Here is a 16,386-nt window from a genome sequence, read left to right as displayed (position 1 = left end):
TCCCCATTAGGTGACCAGTTTAAAACAACTGTAAAATTGAAATATACAGGTGCTTTTGTTTGGTCGTTTAGCTTTTTTAAACTAATTGAAGAATTTATTATATGTAATATCTCCTCATTTTCCCAATATTTTTTAAATTTTGCGAAGTTAGGTGTATAGAAGTAAATAATATACCTAGGGCGTGTCATCATTCAATACAGATAAAAATATAACGGATTCATTTAATGATACGCCAGTAGTATTGAGCCCGAGCCCGTTTGCGAGCCCGCGCCCGAAAACTTTTTGAGAGCGACAGAAAGTGATTTATTGGTTCAATACTAGTTTTTTGCGATGGAAAAAGAAACTTTGCTTCTTTGATAAATTGTTAGTGAAAGTTTCGGAAACGGGCTCGGGCTCGAAAAAATACACAATATTTTGAATGATGACACGCCCTAGCTAGTTTTACACCAACATTTTACCTTAGAGAGGTGGTTGAAAATAGTATACCAGATTTTACATAGAAATTTTATTCATCAACTAGGCATTTTGAACGCGCATAACCGTAGTTCTATAAGTGAAGAATAACGACGTTGATGGATAAAAGAGCATGTGAAATGCTAAATCATTTTCCGCCACTACCTTAAATGGCGTTATTCAATGTCGAGAATAAAATCGAGATAAAGTTGGACCATCTTTGCTTTGTTGAAATTTTTAATGGTGGTACTCGATTCTTGGAGAATATGATTGAGTTTTGAGGTTTTTGAGTTGTAAATTTTAGAGAAAACCTTACCGATATTTCTTGCTATATCACCCTCGACAGAAACAAGGTAGCCATTTATCTCATTTTTAATAATTCCATCTATTCCCCAGTTTTTGGCTCCAATAACTAGGCATCCGCTAGCCATAGCTTCTAAGTAAGCAAGTCCCAATGTTTCAGGAGCACTTACCATAATAAAAATGTCCGTTTCTCGCAATTTATTTGATATCCATTTTCGCGATTGAAAACCGTGAAAGTATACTTGTTTGTTAAGTGAAAGTTGCGTGACTAAGTTTCGGAGATTTTTCTCTTTGGGACCAATCCCCACAATATGAAATTCCCATTTTATATTGTGCTTTAAATTGTTTAAGGCAATGATTGTTTGGGAAATATTCTTTAATGGAATAAGGCGCGAAACGGTAATTATTTTTACTGGGCGTTCATTTTGTTTCCATTTGTTAAGGGTAGATTCTTTTTCATAAAACCAGTAATTATCTATACCGGAAATACAACATAAGTTATTTTGGAAATGAAACTGCGGAAAAATAAGACTCATTTTTAGTCTCAAGTGGGGAGAACGAAATGATACAGAGTTTTTGTTGATCGTTTCAAAAGTTTTTTTGTAGATTTTTTTGAGTTTGGGAGCATTTTCGATGAGCTCGATATCCGTTTTATGGATACCTATTTTAATGGGCACTTTGTAATACTTGGCTAAATTTTTACCTGGAAGTATTCCATCTAAATGGTGGCAAACGACAACATCAGGTTTCCATTTTTTCTTTCTTAATAAATGTATGATATTAAAGGTGAAAATGTAGAAAATTTTAGGTAAACGCCATACGCAAAAATCCCATACTTCAATATTATCTATTATGTGTTTTTGCATTGAAGTTTTTCGGTGCCAATATTTTACATTAGGTTTTATAACTATGATACTCATGTGGTGGTGTTTTTTCCATTCGATGACAAATTGATGTAAAGCATCCGTTATTTTTAAATCTTGGTTGTTGGGTCCAGGATACAAAGATGTTAAAAATAAAATATTTTTTTTGATTGGCTGTTTATCTTGTTTATTCTCGTCTAATATAAAATCAAGATAAAGCTGCGCCATATGTTTTTTAGAGAATCTTTGTATCAATTTGTGAGAATTTGCAAGAATGAGCTCTAGTTGGCTGGTATTTGATTGCAGTATGAAATTTAATTTTTCTTCAATATTTTTTGCAATATTTCCTTCTACAGAAACAAGGTAACCATGGATATTTTCACTGATAATACCATCAATTCCCCAGTTCTTTGCGCCTACAACAATGCATCCACTAGCCATGGCTTCTAAGTATACAAGCCCAAGTGTTTCTCTCGTGCTGACCATGATGAATATATCCATTTGCCGCAATTGAGAAGATATCCATTGTCTTGACTGAAATCCATGAAAATGTATTTTTTCCTCTAGAGAAAGCTGTATTACTTGTGAATGCAAATTTTGTTCTTCCTCACCACAACCTACAATGTGGTATTCCCAGTTTATTTTTTTGGGAAGTTTACTAAGGGCAGTGATAGTTTCTTTTATTTTTTTGCGTTCAATTAAACGAGAAACAGTAATGAATTTGATTGGTCGCTCGTTTTCTTTCCACTCTATTGTTTTTTTATAAAACCAATAATGATCTACACCTGAAAGGCAGCAGAAATTATTTTGTAGACGTAAGTCAGGGAATATGGCGTTTAACTTCGTTTTTAAGCTAGGTGAACGGAAAGAAACGTTGTGCGTTCCTATTTCTGTAAATATATTGTGGTAAATATTTTTTACTTTAGGTATTTTTTGTATATATTCGATATCTGTTTTGTGTATTCCTATTTTTATCGGGACTTTGTAGTACCTTGACAACCTTTGTCCTGCTAATACTCCATGAATTAGATGACATACAATTGCATGTGGTTTCCATTTTTTTTTCTTTAATAGAAACTTGATGTTGAAAGTAAATGGAAAAAATGTTTTGGGTAGACGCCATAGTGGCACATCCCATATCTCAATACCATCAACAATATATTTCTTAGTAAAGAAATTTTTATGCCAAAGAGATATTTGTGGCCTGATAACTAACACATTGTAATTTTGTTGTTGCCATTCAATAGCAAATTGGTGCAACGCGTCTGTTATATTCATTTGAGCATTATTTTGTTCGGGATATAAAGATGTCAAAAGTAAGATGTTTTTTTTCAAATGAATATCTCCTAGCTGTGAACTTTTTGTTGTACTTTTCCATCTTTGATTTTATAAATAATATCGCAATTTTTAATTGTGCTTAGGCGATGGGTTATAATGAAAATCGTTTTGTTTTTCCCAATAGCGTAAATTTCATCGATTATCTTTTGTTCTGTCGATTCATCAAGTGCTGAAGTTGCCTCATCTAAAACTAAAATTTCAGGATTATTGTACAAAGCTCTCGCAATACCAACTCTTTGTTTTTGTCCTCCACTAAGTTTTATTCCTCCATCACCTACTTTGGTGGACAAGCCTTCTCTGGTAAAGAAAAAATCAAAGATATTTGCTTGGCGCAAAACTTCGCAAATTTTTTCTTCTTGAAACTGTGAGCACAAAGCAATATTTTGTGCAAGAGTACCATCAAACAAATAAATGTCTTGCGGGATATATCCTATTTTTTGACGCCAATTAGAATAGTTTTGTGAACTAAGTTGTTGATCATCAATATAGATTTCTCCTGAGGTCGGAATATGCAAGCTAGTTATTATATCCACAAGTGTTGTCTTACCACTACCGCTTTCTCCAACAAAGGCAACCTTACTGTTTTTAGCAATTTTAAGTGAAATGTCTTTTAGTATTAGTGGACTGTTCTTATATTGAAAGCATACGTTTTTTAGTTCGATCTGCTTATCAAAATGTATTTGTGTATTTGATTCTTTTGTGGTTTTGCGGGAAACTTCATTGTGGATAGTTTCTAGTGCAGGGTACATGAACAGTATTTGATTATAAGAAGTAAGGATTCGATTTAATGCTGGCAGTATTCTGTATAGAGATAGAAGAAAGATGGATATGGTGGCTATTGCAGATGAAATTTCTCCGTAGATATACGCACAACAAATAACAGCAGTAATTACAGAAACTATACCTATTGTTTCGAAAAAATTACGAGGGACGACCCCTATACTATTGTTTATGGTGTAGGCTGTTGATAATTCGCGACTGAGGCTTTCAACATCTTGAACAATTTTTTCTTGTACTGATAGAATTTTGAGCATTTTGAAATTGGCAAAACTATCTTTTAAAGATCTTGAAAATAGTTTTTGTGCGCTTGATCTTTGCCTTCCCATTTTTTTTACCAAAGGAGATATGTATTTAACTAAAAAAAGAATTTGTAACAATAACACAGTTGATAACAGCAAAGTAATTTTCCAGTTTAGGTAAAGGAGAATACTATAGATGAGTAAAATAGTTAAAGCTTCGGAGAACAAATACAGTAGGTGTAGTATTATTTGTGTGGAATAAATAGTTTCTGTCATAATATTCTTAATTAGAATAGATGAATTTTGTTCGGTGAAGTCTTTGTATGACATTTTTAAATATTGAGCAAAAAGGTTTATGCTTAACCTATGTTTTTGGTCATGGCTGAATTTATGTAATAGGTAATAATAGAGCATATTTAGAAAAGCGCGTAGTACGTAAAATATAATCAGCAAAATACCAAGGTACAAAACGAGTTGCGTTGGATCGATAGACAAGGTATTTTTTAACCATAGTACAAATTTGTTAGATGAAAATTTTTCGGGGTATTGAGCAACAGCAACAAAAGGCATTACCAAGGAAATACCTACTGTTTCAATAATCGAAACGAAGAATGAAAAAAGGCATAAAAACACAATGTATTTACGATCTTTTTTCGTTGTGATTTCTTTTATTTTGTGCCAAGTGTTTGTTATTTTATTGTACTGCATGATGTCTCTTAACAATTGGAAAGTCCAATAAGAATCGAAAATTTGACATAAATTTACCTTAAATCCTACTATTGTAGACTTAAGACTATTAACAATAGCCCTAAAAGTGTATATATTGAACCAAAGAAATCGCATAGTGATTGAATTACGATTATATTTATAATTAGGAGTTTCGTCCTCCTAGTCTTTGCTTCTATCGATAGAATACCTTACTTCGTATTTATCGTTAATAACAAAAACTCTGTTTTGAATTTAACTTATAAAATAAATATCTCAGATCGAAAATATTGTTCTTAAGCCAAATATCATTGAAAGTAATTTTTTTCTCTTCTACAACAGACTTTTAAGAACAACAGCGTGTTTTTCCAATATCGTATTCTCTTCAACAATTTCAACATAACCTAGCTCTAGCCATTTTTTAACGAATTGCCTTTCTCCTTGTCGCACATAATCATCTAAAACTATAATACAGTTCGACTGCAGGAACTCTTGATAGAGAGGAAGAAAGTTACCTCTAATTTGTTCTCCATGTTGTTTGGGAGGCCCATCGATAAATACGAAGTCAAAACGATTAGATACGTGCTGGGTAAGAGCTTTTGGCGAATAAAAAGGGCTCGAGTATAATGACTTTTGTTTTTCAAGTTCTGAATGAACCAAGGTAACTACCTGGGAATATTTTTTTTCTTCTATCATTGCTTGTACATGTTGTAAATGAGATATTTGATGCTCCAAGGAAAGAAGTTGTCCGCTATTTTTTATACAGTAAGATCCGATAACGAGCGAGCTCGCTCCGCAGCCTAATTCCAATATTGATTTAGGAGAATATTGATCGAGAAGATCGAGGAGAAAAATACCAATATCAGGTGATATACACCAACCTCTTGTATTCGCAATTGAATACCCCAATTTTTCTTTGAGATCTTGATGAAAAATTAACTGTCTATATAGGTTTCGTTCTACTCTCGTTATGTGTTCGGATAGCTCTCGTACGATTTGGGTTTTTACAGGAGATGCTATCGTGGTTATAAGATTTTTTATTACACTTTTTATTTTTTTCATTTTTTTTCCATATCGTTTCAATACTATCGTTATTATTTAACTTTAACATAATCTACTAGGACATGTCCACGACCTAAGTAAGTGAGGTAATGACGTTTTGCTTTGTTTTAATGACAAAGGCGTCGTTTAGAATTGTTATTTAAAGACGCACAATGTACAATGTTGATGAAAGATGATCGGGTTTTATAAGTTTTAAAATTTGTCAGAGGAAATATAATGCCTGTTTTGATTACCAAACTTCACGAAATTGATAGTTTAGAAGATTCTTATCTATATGTTGCACAACAATACAATTTTAAGAAACATCCGTATTTCTTATGGATGCACGAAGAGTCTGCATGTGAAAGTTTTTTACAATCGCAGTTGAGTTTTCGTTATGCGGTGGAATCTTTTTCTTGTGCACTAGCAGCTTGTTTATCGAAAATTAGTCATTTAGAAAGACGAATTCATTTGGCAGAAAACGTCCAAGAGGAACATGGCGGAGGTGATTTACGCAAAGCACATAAACATACTTTCCTTGAATTTTTACGAGCTCTAGGAGCTAGAGAAGAACAACTTCTTTTGCCTTGTAATTTAGGAGTTCAAGCATTTAATGAATCTATACGTAATTTTTGCTTGGCAAATTCAGGCGCTTGCGGAGCAGCACTTCTTGGGATGATCGAATACTTGTATATTGATATTAGTGCACAAATTGCACAAAAAATCAGTACTTCTAAGTGGGTCTTGCCTAATTCTCAATCGCACTATGCTGCACACGAAGTTATTGATGTTGAACATGCACGAGAGCTGTTTGAAATTTGTGTAGATGATTGGGATAAATCTTCTAAGGATATTGCTTCTGCAATGGCTTTAGGTGGCTATTATTTTTGGAATTTATACTTGTCAATGTTGGAAGAGGTAAAAAGTGAAATGGCCAGGAAGTGATATTGCCTTTAGTCAAGTGCGTGAAGATCCGTTAGTTGAGCATCAAGTAGTGGAGCGTGTATTTCATTGTAAAAAAGAACCACTGGACGTTTTGCTTATTGGTTCAGGTGGGTGTACCGCTTTAGGATTACTGAATTTACCGCAAGTAGGTACTGTAAATTGTATTGATGCAAATCCCGCGCAAATACAATTGATCAAATTGCGTAACGTAGCAATAAGGCATTTGTCAAAAGAAGATGTTTTATTGTGTTTGGGGATTAATGGCAGTGCAGAGGAGCACTTAAGCGCTTTTGATAAACTTTGTTCCCATCTTAGCGTAGAAGATTTAGAATATTGGCAAAAAAATTTGTCGCTTATAGCCTTTGGTGTAAATCGCGTTGGGAAATTTGAAGAATTGTTTCGTGAGCTTGTGCGTGTGTGTAAAGAGCATATCGGATTCTTAGCTATTGACGATCCTGAGAAAGCAGTGAACCATAAAAACTGGCAAAGGTGTTTTGATATTGTATTCGAGCGCGAAAAACTAGCTAAATTATTTGGTCGCGCTGCTGTTGATTACTCCATGAGTAAATCTTTTGCTGATCATTTTTCCCACGTTTTTGCAAAAGCTTTACTTCGTTATCCTAAGAGAAGCAACTATTTTGTTGATCAAATTTGGCTAGAAAACTATTCATCTGAAGAAAATGGTTTTCCGCCATATCTAATGTCTAAATCATCGAATGATACACGTTTGCAACTTCGCTGTGGAACATTTTTATCACAACTGAGTGATATTGGAAAAAAATGGGATATTATTCAAACCTCGAACATTTCTGACTGGATGCCAATTGTCGAAATGAAAAAGATGTTTGCATCTGTGAAGAATCATTTGTATGAAAACGGAGCAATTATTACACGGCGTTTGAATGGAGATCACGTTTTAAGTGATGTTGTCGGAAGTACGTTTTATACCGATAATGATTTTAATAGACATTTATGGGAAACGGATCGTTCCTATTTTTATAGTGAAGTTGTTGTAGGATTTGCCAATGAATAATCTGCGCGTTGTTAAAATTACTGAAAAAAATCGAGCGATGTACGAAGAACAAATTGTTGCGCTTGAAAAAATCGCAACGTATCCTTTGGGAAAAGATTTTTTTCAGATAGACCATGGCAAGGATTATTTTCGTTTTTTTGAACGACTAGGGCGTATGTTTTATCATGCTGCCGTTGTTGATGGAAGAGTAGTTGCTGTGGGGTGCGGGATTATTCGTTATGTGCCATTTGATTTTTCGGGACGGGTAAAAAAGTGCTGGTATTTGTGTGACCTTAAGGTGCACCCTGAGTTTCGTCGCAATCGCATTCCTTTAAATATGTTATATAGTGCATTTTTTCCTAATTATTTTCGTAGTATGCGCGGCTACACTATTTCTATGAATCCCAGCGAGGGAGAAAATCGCGTTGTCAAAATTTTGTGCCGCTTTAAATGGATTCCGATTTCTTATCAACGCGAACTGGAGATTTATAGTCTAAGCTATCAAGAGTTACAAAACACACGTGAAGTTATTGAAAAACATCGCGGTCCAATATCATTTCTTTCTCACACGGGTGTAAAAGATATTGTATTACAAAGTACACAAAAACCAATGCCACTTTTGCACGTTCAGTTTGGAAAATGTGCAGAGAATGGTTGTGTTGCGCAGCCAGAGCACGTACATATGTTTTGTAGTCCTAAAGATGACTCTTTATCTCTAGAGGTTAAATCTCTTGGTTTAAATCCTTCCGCAACAGCAAGTATTATAGGGCATCGTATAAAAAGTGACTGGAAATTTATTTTAACTAGTGATGTGTAGGTGAAAAATGTCAATATTTGATTCAGAAATATTTAATAATAATCTTTTTTTTCCTCGCCGTGGTGGTGGACAAGATGCTGACGAAATGTTTGTAAATGCTGAACAAGATGTTCAAATTCACGTTAGGCGTTATCCAAATCAGCAAGCACATTTCTCAATACTTTACTTTCATGGTAATGGCGAAATTGTTGCTGACTACGATGATATAGAACCTATGTTTAGAAATATTGGTTGTGAATTGATAGTTTGTGACTACCGTGGTTACGGAAAGAGCAGTGGCCGATCAACTTTACGCAATTTACTTTCCGATAGTCATAAAGTTTACGAATATCTAAATGAACATAATAAATTAAACAAAAACCACTTTATTATGGGGCGTTCTCTCGGAAGCGCGGCAGCAATCGAATTATCATCGTCTGTGGCAAGTAAAATAAAAGGCGTTATTATTGAAAGTGGTTACGGAGATCCATGCGCTTTGGCAGCAAGACGTGGACTACAAGTTGACCGTCTGACACCAGAGGAACGAATATTTGATAATGGTGAAAAAATAAGAGATATTGATTGCCCCCTTTTAATTATGCATGGTAAAGAGGATCGTATTATTAGTGTAGAGGAAGCGCAAGAAAATTATACAAATGCTAAAAGTAAATCTAAGCAAATAGCAATATTTGAAAAAGTTGGGCATAATGATATTCTGTGTTTTCCACAGTATTTTTCTACTGTGGGTGAATTTTGCAATAGTGCGATCAAAAAGGAATACTATCATGATAAATAAAAAATTGGATTTGAAAAAATGTTTGATTGTTAACATATTACCTTTTGCTTCGATTTTTTTTCTTTTATTAGCAACACTTGCGTTAAAAAAAGGAGGTAATGGTGTTGGCTCCGTAGGTGCGGCGGTTGGTATTGCGGAATTTTTAATGGTGTGTTTTTTGTTTTTTGTACTGTATGCTTTATTTTTTTCTTCTATATGTCTTTATTTCTACTCATTTAAAGATAGTACAAATGATCAAAATAGGGTTTGGTATTTTTTTAAACTGTTGCTACTTACTTTGATATTAACACCTCTTTTTTTTACAATCGTAGCTTTTTGTATTGATAACCTTCGAAATTTTTCTTTTTTTTATGATTATTACTGGTTGATTTGGGGGTTTGGATTATTATTTGTTAGTACGATAAATAGTTTGCTTATTCCTTATATTTCACTAAAACGTGTAAGAGTTAATGTTGTCATTGAGTAATGATTATGTCGTAAGTGGTTCTATAATATTTCAGAATAATATTTATACGTAAATTTTAAATCTGAAAGAGGTTATAGAATGCTTGCAAAAGTATGGAGTATGACAGTCGTTGGTGTTGAAGGTGTTCTTATAGAAATAGAGATAGACATAAGTAGTGCTGCACTTCCTCGTTTTGATATTGTAGGGTTACCTGATCCTGCTATTCGCGAATCTAAGTACCGTGTTCGCACAGCGATACAGAATTCTGGTTACGAGTTTCCCTATGCACGAATTCTGGTTAATTTAGCTCCTGCAAATATAAAAAAACAAGGGCCACGTTATGATTTGCCTATTGCATTAGGGCTTCTTATTGCGAGCCGACAAATACAAAGTGGTGGACTTAACGATGCTGTGATTATTGGTGAATTAGCTTTAGATGGAACAATACGTCCTGTTCCGGGTATACTTAGCATGGCTTTGGCAGCACGTTCTTCTGGAATGAAAAACTTGATTTGCGCAAGTGGCAATGCAGAAGAAGCAGCTGTTGTCAAGGCAATTGATGTATATGCGGCAAATTTTCTTAAGCATATACCGCGTATTTTTGAAAAGAAATTTGAAAAAAAAGTTATTACGGATACACAAGTAAAATATAATGTTGATTATAAAGATGTTGTCGGACAAGAAATGGTCAAGCGCGCTATACTAATAGCCGCAGCTGGTAAACATCATTTTTTAATGTGTGGGTCACCTGGCTGTGGCAAATCTATGATCGCCAAGCGGTTTTCTACAATTTTACCACGTTTAAACGAAGATGAGTCTATTGCATCTACACAGATATATAGCGTTGCTGATTTTAAAACGAATGGTTTGCTGACGCAACCACCTTTTCGAGCTCCTCACCATACAATTAGTAATGTTGCTCTTGTTGGAGGTGGGAGTTTTCCACAACCAGGGGAAATTAGTTTGGCGCACAATGGAATTTTATTCTTGGACGAATTACCTGAATTCGCACGAAAAACACTTGATATGTTGCGTCAACCACTTGAAGATCAAGTTATTACTATCTCTCGTGCACAGCAAAAAGTTACTTTCCCATGTAGTTTTATACTAGTTGCGGCAATGAATCCATGTCCATGTGGTTATCATGGAGATGAACATAATACATGTCGTTGCGCTTCTTATGCTATTGATCGTTACCAGAAGCGAATATCAGGGCCACTTTTAGATCGTTTTGATTTGCATATTAAAGTGCGTCGTGTAGATCAACAATATTTGATGAAAGCCTCTAGCGCGGTTAGCTCTGACGAAATGAGATCGATTGTCACGAGAGTGCGTTTGCGGCAACTCAGGCGTTTAGTTTCTTACAAAATAACAACAAATTCACAAATGCCACTAACTTTAATAAAAAAATTTTGTAAATTGGATGACGATGGTGAAAACTTAATGAAGAAAGCAACTGTTGGCGCAACTGCGCGTTCTTACCAAAAGATTTTAAAAATTAGCCGTACCATTGCTGATATTGATGAATGCGAAGAAATTAAGCGTAAGCATGTAGCTGAAGCCTTACAGTATCGGTACAGTGGATCAAACCTCAATGTATTTTAATTTAAAATGATTCACGTAATTCGTTGAGATTTGTTCGACCCAAGAGACTATTCAACCCCGCTGTGGAATTTTACTGTGAAAGTGTCTCTACTGCTTAAAATATCTGATATTGTATAAAAGCCTAAATGTCAGACACTCTAAGAAAAATTTATTTATAATTCAAACAATTACCAAAAAAAATGCGTACTAACTATAGATACCTGTTATGAATATTAATATTTGTCGTAAATTTTTGTTTTGACATGACTTAGTAATAGGTTTTGAGAAGATAAATACGTGTTTAAATTTGGTATTCAAATTTTGCAATTTTTATCCTCTATTATGCTTTTTATGAAGCATAAATTTAATGTAAGGAGACGTTAATGTACAGAATGTATGTTTTGTTTATATTTTTGTTTGGCATTGTATTTTGCCAAGAAGATACTTCTTTAGATAAAATCAAAGAAGAGCTTCGCCAGGAGATGATTGGTGAAGTAGATAAAAAACTTGGTGAAGTACGAAGTGAGTTGATTGAAAGAATTGATCGTCGTTTGTCTGGTTTAAAGCAAGAAGGGTATTTAGGTGCTAGTTTAAAAGAAATTAGTGAAGGCTTACGTACACTTCTCGATTTAGAGGCAAATGAAGGGGTTTTAGTTACTGATGTAGAAAATAATGGACCGGCAGCAAAAGCTGGCATTGGAAAAATGGACATTATTCTGTCTTTTTCTGGGAATAAAGTTTCTACACCAGGGCAATTGCAAAAACTTGTTAGTGTTGCAAAACCAGGCTCTACAATAGAAGTTGTTTTGCTCAGTAAGCGCGAAAAAACAACAGTTTCTGTTAAAATGGGTGGAAAAGTTCAAAGTAGTACTAAAAATCCTTTGCAAAAAATGTTTTCAAATAGAGGTCAGCTAGACGATCTTTTAGAAAAACAAATGGAGCAAATGTTTGGACATCTACCTAAAGAGCAGCGCGATATGATGAGAAACATGCAAAAAAAATTGCGCAGACAGTTACAAGATTTGCAGAAAGACCCAGAATCATTACAGGAGCTAGGAAAAAATTTACAAGATGTTCTAAAAGACTTGATGCCAAATAACAATGGTGACGATGAAGAAGAGGAAGATGAGGAAGATGACTCTGAAATAGATGATCTTCTTGATGATTTGATGGAGAATGATGCTGCTCTAGATCTTGGAATTTTATTGATTCCTATTCCTGAGCCACTTAAGCAACGTGAAGGATATGCTTACGAATATGGTGCTGTCGTTTCTCAAGTAGATGGTTTAGCTTCGGAAGCTGGCGTCAATAAGTGGGACATTCTCATGGAAATCAATGGTCAAAAGATAGTTTCTAGCAAAGAAGGTCATAAAATTATCGCTCAACTTAAATCAGGAACAAAACTGAAATTAAAGCTGTTCAGTAAAGGCCAGGAAAGAGATTTAGTGATTGATTTAAAGTAGTAGAGTACATTAAGAAAATATCTTAATTAATTTTACTCTTTTGTACTGTGAGCTAAATTTCGTTTTACTTTCCCATGTAATCCGATAAAATGAAGTGAGCGTGCTATTTTGAACCGGCGCGTTTACAGGATTGTTTTACTTTGAGGTTTGTAGTAAAACTAACTAATTCAGTCTATTACTAGATAGAAAAGTACCATGGCCGATAGAGAAGATACAGATATAATCAAAAGGTGCCAACAAGGAGACGAAGAAGCATTTAAGCAACTTGTTCAGAGGTACCAGGACAAAGCGATTTGGATTGCTTATCAGATGGTAAACAACTACGAAGAAGCGCGCGATATTTCGCAAGAAGCTTTTATTCGAGTTTTTCGCTCCATCAATAAGTTTAATTTAATGAGTAATTTCTATACATGGTTATATCGTATAGTTGTTAACTTATGCATTGACCATCTTCGTAGGTTTAAAAACCGGAATCGTGCTATCTCAACGGAAGATATCGGAGAGATTTGTGACGAAAAACCCAATCATGAAGTCAATCTCGAAAAGATGGAACTTTTGCAAAAAATCTATAATGTTTTGGAGCAAATTCCACCTAAATACAAAGCTATTTTGATTTTGCGAGATATTGAAGATTATGATTGTAAAGAGGTCGCAGATATTCTCAATTGTAATCACAATACAATACGTTGGCGTTTATTCCGTGGTAGGCAGATTTTTAAGGATATATGGGAAAAAACAGAGGGGTCTAAGTCTCCAGTCTAATCAGATGGTTTATATTTTAGGGTTAAAAAAACATGTTTCAATGGTTTATTCGCAAATTTATTCCTTTGAGTTTAGCAAAAGACGAGTTTCCTCTTCTTGGAAGAAGCTTGGGGCGTCGTATTAGTAAATCGTACAAACAGGAACAGAACAAATATGAATTTCATCGCGGTAATCTTCAACTTTTAGTTGATACAAAATTAAAAGAAGATAATTTTGAAGATTATTGGCGTGAGATTAAAGGTAAAATGAAAGAACAACAAAGTAAAAAATTAGCCATAAATGTTCCTAAGGTAACTTATCCTAACTTGTACTTTCGGCGAGGTTTTGCTATCGCTTGTGCGCTTGTGTTTATTACTGCTATTGCTGGACCATTTGAATTTAATAATAATTCGTCTTCCTCCACAATGAAAAATAGTGTTGGAATTCAAGCCTGGTTTTGGGGACAAGTAAACAAGACATCTGATTCTAACTTAGATAGCTTGTTGCCTGTCGATCTTTATGTTGAGGACATGCAAATTGATTTAAAAAAACAATCGTATGAACTCGATCGTGTAGTGAATTGTAGGCTTGAAAGCGCAGCATTTTAGAAAATGGGGTGGAGAGCTATGCTACATAAAAACATAAATATATATTTGTGCTTGTTGTTTTCGATATCCTCTATCTTTTGTCAAACAGACAATACAACAAAAGCACCTTCGCTCTTAGATATAGAAAATGCTGTAAAACACATTGTCGATAACGTAAAAAGCTGTGTTGTTAGTATCGAAAGTTGCAACTCAGATGATAATTTTTCAAAACATTCTGGAGTTGTTCTGGATAATGCTGGTCACATTGTAACTATTGCTAGCTCCATAAAAAATACAAAAGAAATTTGTGTTACAACACTATCTGGAAAGCTTTTTCCTGCTCAATTAGTTGGCATTGATGATGTAACCAATTTAGCACTCATAAAGGTAGAGAATGCACAACATTTTTCATGTGTAGTTAAGGGTGACTCTTCTAAATTATCTTTAGGATCGTTTTTGATATCAGTTGGCAATCCTTATGGATTACAAAATTCACCTTCTTTGGGCATTGTTAGTGGTTTGGAACGAGTTGTAAAATTTGACGACAGTTTGTTACTAGGACTTATCCAAACAACAGCAGCTATCAATCCAGGTGATGCAGGTGGATTAGCTGTCGATTCGAAGGGACAGTTTGTTGGAGTTATATGCTCTACTCTCGGAACTTCTCAATCGATGGGGAATGCAATGGTATTACCTCAAGGAATTAATTTTGTTATACCAAGTAACACTGTCTACTGGGTTTGTGATAACTTAATAAAGCATAATGAGGTTAAGCGCGGACAAGTAGGTGTTAATGTTAAAGATGAGCCTCAAGGTGGTGTTGTTATCACTAACGTTATGAAAAATTCTCCTGCAGAAAAAGTGGGTTTGGAAATAGGAGATTCTCTACAAGAAGTCAATGGCTCTTCTATAAAGAATGCACGACAACTTGTCAGTTTTGTTTATCATTCTTTAGCAGGTGATGTTATAGAATTCAAGGTGACAAAAAAAGACAAACAGGTTGTTACTGTAAAGATTACCTTACAAAGTTTTTAAGCAACATCGTAGAGTATTTATTTTTTCAGTTAGAACATGTCAAAAGTTAAAACTCTGCGAATAGAGACTTTTCTCAACATCTCTTAAAACGCGGTTAAAACGAAGCTTTGTTAGGAGGGATATTATGAAGTATTTAGTAATGGTTTTGAGTATCTTTGCTGTAGTGGTTTCTGCACAAAATGATATTTCAGAACAAGAAATTCATGAGTGGATTAAAAAATTAGGTAGTAACGAGTTTAAAGTTCGCGAACAAGCTACGGAAAAATTGGTAGAAATAGGAGAACAAGGGTTGTCTTTTCTCCGAGAAGCAGAAAATCACTCAGATCCAGAAGTTTCATGGCGCGCTACTCAAATTATCAAGCGCATTGTGAAGAAACAGCCGAAGAAAACGAAGCCTAGTAAAACTAAACCTTTTGCAAAAGAATTTGAATACAAGGGGCCAGGATTTCGGTTTAAATTTCGTTTTTCAGGCAATGTAGATGATTTACTTCAAAATGGTGACTGGCCTAAATTTTTAGAGCGTCGAAAGTTTAAGCTTATACCAAAAGATTTTTTCGAAGATGTAGAAGGTTTTCAACGGCAGTGGGAAGGATTCTTTTCTGATAATGATGAAGACCTCAAACGTATGCGTAAGAGATGGCAAGGTCTTTTTCCACAAGGTAGAAGACAACATAATAAACGAACAAAAGCTTTTATTTTTGGTTTAAAGTTACAAAAAATTGATGAAGCAATTCGCACACAGTTACAACTTAAGAAAAATCAAGGAATACTTGTAAAAGAGGTTTCTTCTCAAGGTCGTTTTTCAAATATTGGCCTTAAGAAATGGGATTTAATTTTAGAAGTAAATGGAGAGTACGTTACTAGTCCTTTACAATTCAAGAGAATTGTTGATCGCTTAGAACACAATCAAAAAAACATCATATCAATAATAAGACGTGGTAAAGTAACTTCAATTGAATTCGTAAAGTAAATATCTTTTTGCGAATTTACTAGGGCGTGTCATCATTCAAAATATTGTGTGTTTTTTCGAGCCCGAGCCCGTTTGCGAGCCCGTTTCCGAAACTTTCACTAACAATTTATCAAAGAAGCAAAGTTTCTTTTTCCATCGCAAAAAACTAGTATTGAACCAATAAATCACTTTCTGTCGCTCTCAAAAAGTTTTCGGGCGCGGGCTCGCAAACGGGCTCGGGCTCAATACTATTGGCGTATCATTAAATGAATCCGTTATATTTTTATCTGTATTGAATGATGACACGCCCT

At 34.6% G+C, this 16,386-nt stretch carries 14 protein-coding genes; 11 read left to right on the top strand and 3 right to left on the bottom strand.

What is annotated here, in order from left to right; genetic code table 11:
• Positions 1 to 629: 629 nt before the first annotated feature.
• The 3 genes from UABHE_RS29870 to UABHE_RS29860 form a co-directional block, all read right to left on the bottom strand.
• The gene (locus UABHE_RS29870) at positions 630 to 2,954 is read right to left on the bottom strand and encodes a glycosyltransferase (RefSeq protein ID WP_372367039.1); all 2,325 of its coding nucleotides are present in this window, start codon (positions 2,952 to 2,954) and stop codon (positions 630 to 632) included.
• Positions 2,955 to 2,965: 11 nt separating this feature from the next.
• The gene (locus UABHE_RS29865) at positions 2,966 to 4,684 is read right to left on the bottom strand and encodes an ABC transporter ATP-binding protein (RefSeq protein WP_372367037.1); all 1,719 of its coding nucleotides are present in this window, start codon (positions 4,682 to 4,684) and stop codon (positions 2,966 to 2,968) included.
• Between the two features lie 330 nt (positions 4,685 to 5,014).
• Positions 5,015 to 5,743, bottom strand: coding sequence for an O-methyltransferase (locus UABHE_RS29860; RefSeq protein ID WP_372367036.1), 729 nt, complete (start codon positions 5,741 to 5,743; stop codon positions 5,015 to 5,017).
• Positions 5,744 to 5,959: 216 nt separating this feature from the next.
• On the opposite strand from UABHE_RS29860, the gene UABHE_RS29855 reads away from it, so the two are divergent.
• The 11 genes from UABHE_RS29855 to UABHE_RS29805 all read left to right on the top strand — a co-directional run bounded on the left by UABHE_RS29855 (position 5,960) and on the right by UABHE_RS29805 (position 16,096).
• Positions 5,960 to 6,667, top strand: a complete 708-nt coding sequence (locus UABHE_RS29855; protein ID WP_372367035.1) for an iron-containing redox enzyme family protein — start codon at positions 5,960 to 5,962, stop codon at positions 6,665 to 6,667.
• Entirely contained in the window at positions 6,648 to 7,700 is a 1,053-nt protein-coding gene (locus tag UABHE_RS29850; protein ID WP_372367034.1) for a DUF3419 family protein, read from the top strand. Before UABHE_RS29855 ends, UABHE_RS29850 begins: the two co-directional genes overlap by 20 nt.
• A complete protein-coding gene (locus UABHE_RS29845; RefSeq protein ID WP_372367033.1) occupies positions 7,693 to 8,496 on the top strand; it encodes a GNAT family N-acetyltransferase in 804 nt (267 codons plus the stop codon). The genes UABHE_RS29850 and UABHE_RS29845 overlap by 8 nt, the downstream gene beginning before the upstream one ends.
• 7 nt (positions 8,497 to 8,503) lie before the next feature.
• Positions 8,504 to 9,271, top strand: a complete 768-nt coding sequence (locus UABHE_RS29840) for an alpha/beta hydrolase (protein ID WP_372367032.1) — start codon at positions 8,504 to 8,506, stop codon at positions 9,269 to 9,271.
• Positions 9,261 to 9,737, top strand: a complete 477-nt coding sequence (locus UABHE_RS29835; RefSeq protein WP_372367031.1) for a hypothetical protein — start codon at positions 9,261 to 9,263, stop codon at positions 9,735 to 9,737. The genes UABHE_RS29840 and UABHE_RS29835 overlap by 11 nt, the downstream gene beginning before the upstream one ends.
• A 78-nt stretch (positions 9,738 to 9,815) precedes the next feature.
• The gene (locus tag UABHE_RS29830) at positions 9,816 to 11,321 is read left to right on the top strand and encodes a YifB family Mg chelatase-like AAA ATPase (protein ID WP_372367030.1); all 1,506 of its coding nucleotides are present in this window, start codon (positions 9,816 to 9,818) and stop codon (positions 11,319 to 11,321) included.
• Between the two features lie 362 nt (positions 11,322 to 11,683).
• A complete protein-coding gene (locus UABHE_RS29825) occupies positions 11,684 to 12,763 on the top strand; it encodes a PDZ domain-containing protein (protein WP_372367029.1) in 1,080 nt (359 codons plus the stop codon).
• Positions 12,764 to 12,958: 195 nt separating this feature from the next.
• Positions 12,959 to 13,525, top strand: a complete 567-nt coding sequence (locus tag UABHE_RS29820; RefSeq protein WP_372367028.1) for an RNA polymerase sigma factor — start codon at positions 12,959 to 12,961, stop codon at positions 13,523 to 13,525.
• A 32-nt stretch (positions 13,526 to 13,557) separates the two neighbouring features.
• Positions 13,558 to 14,112: a hypothetical protein gene (locus tag UABHE_RS29815; RefSeq protein ID WP_372367027.1), complete on the top strand. Its 555-nt coding sequence runs from the start codon at positions 13,558 to 13,560 to the stop codon at positions 14,110 to 14,112.
• Positions 14,113 to 14,130: 18 nt separating this feature from the next.
• Positions 14,131 to 15,126, top strand: a complete 996-nt coding sequence (locus tag UABHE_RS29810) for a S1C family serine protease (protein ID WP_372367026.1) — start codon at positions 14,131 to 14,133, stop codon at positions 15,124 to 15,126.
• Between the two features lie 124 nt (positions 15,127 to 15,250).
• Positions 15,251 to 16,096, top strand: coding sequence for a hypothetical protein (locus UABHE_RS29805; protein ID WP_372367025.1), 846 nt, complete (start codon positions 15,251 to 15,253; stop codon positions 16,094 to 16,096).
• The last annotated feature ends 290 nt before the right edge of the window (positions 16,097 to 16,386 follow it).

This window comes from Candidatus Uabimicrobium helgolandensis, from assembly GCF_041508025.1.
GTDB classification, from domain to species: Bacteria; Planctomycetota; Uabimicrobiia; order Uabimicrobiales; family Uabimicrobiaceae; genus Uabimicrobium; species Uabimicrobium helgolandensis.
Note: the sequence above shows the minus strand (reverse complement) of the source record. Positions and strands in the feature narration are given on the sequence as shown.

What these genes read in the sequence shown, in the direction of transcription:
- UABHE_RS29865 (WP_372367037.1), bottom strand. Translation starts at nt 4,684, where the DNA reads ATGCAGTACAATAAAATAACAAACACTTGGCACAAAATAAAAGAAATC.
- UABHE_RS29845 (WP_372367033.1), top strand. Translation starts at nt 7,693, where the DNA reads ATGAATAATCTGCGCGTTGTTAAAATTACTGAAAAAAATCGAGCGATG.
- UABHE_RS29815 (WP_372367027.1), top strand. Translation starts at nt 13,558, where the DNA reads ATGTTTCAATGGTTTATTCGCAAATTTATTCCTTTGAGTTTAGCAAAA.
- UABHE_RS29805 (WP_372367025.1), top strand. Translation starts at nt 15,251, where the DNA reads ATGAAGTATTTAGTAATGGTTTTGAGTATCTTTGCTGTAGTGGTTTCT.
- UABHE_RS29860 (WP_372367036.1), bottom strand. Translation starts at nt 5,743, where the DNA reads ATGAAAAAAATAAAAAGTGTAATAAAAAATCTTATAACCACGATAGCA.
- UABHE_RS29835 (WP_372367031.1), top strand. Translation starts at nt 9,261, where the DNA reads ATGATAAATAAAAAATTGGATTTGAAAAAATGTTTGATTGTTAACATA.
- UABHE_RS29820 (WP_372367028.1), top strand. Translation starts at nt 12,959, where the DNA reads ATGGCCGATAGAGAAGATACAGATATAATCAAAAGGTGCCAACAAGGA.
- UABHE_RS29810 (WP_372367026.1), top strand. Translation starts at nt 14,131, where the DNA reads ATGCTACATAAAAACATAAATATATATTTGTGCTTGTTGTTTTCGATA.
- UABHE_RS29855 (WP_372367035.1), top strand. Translation starts at nt 5,960, where the DNA reads ATGCCTGTTTTGATTACCAAACTTCACGAAATTGATAGTTTAGAAGAT.
- UABHE_RS29830 (WP_372367030.1), top strand. Translation starts at nt 9,816, where the DNA reads ATGCTTGCAAAAGTATGGAGTATGACAGTCGTTGGTGTTGAAGGTGTT.
- UABHE_RS29825 (WP_372367029.1), top strand. Translation starts at nt 11,684, where the DNA reads ATGTACAGAATGTATGTTTTGTTTATATTTTTGTTTGGCATTGTATTT.
- UABHE_RS29840 (WP_372367032.1), top strand. Translation starts at nt 8,504, where the DNA reads ATGTCAATATTTGATTCAGAAATATTTAATAATAATCTTTTTTTTCCT.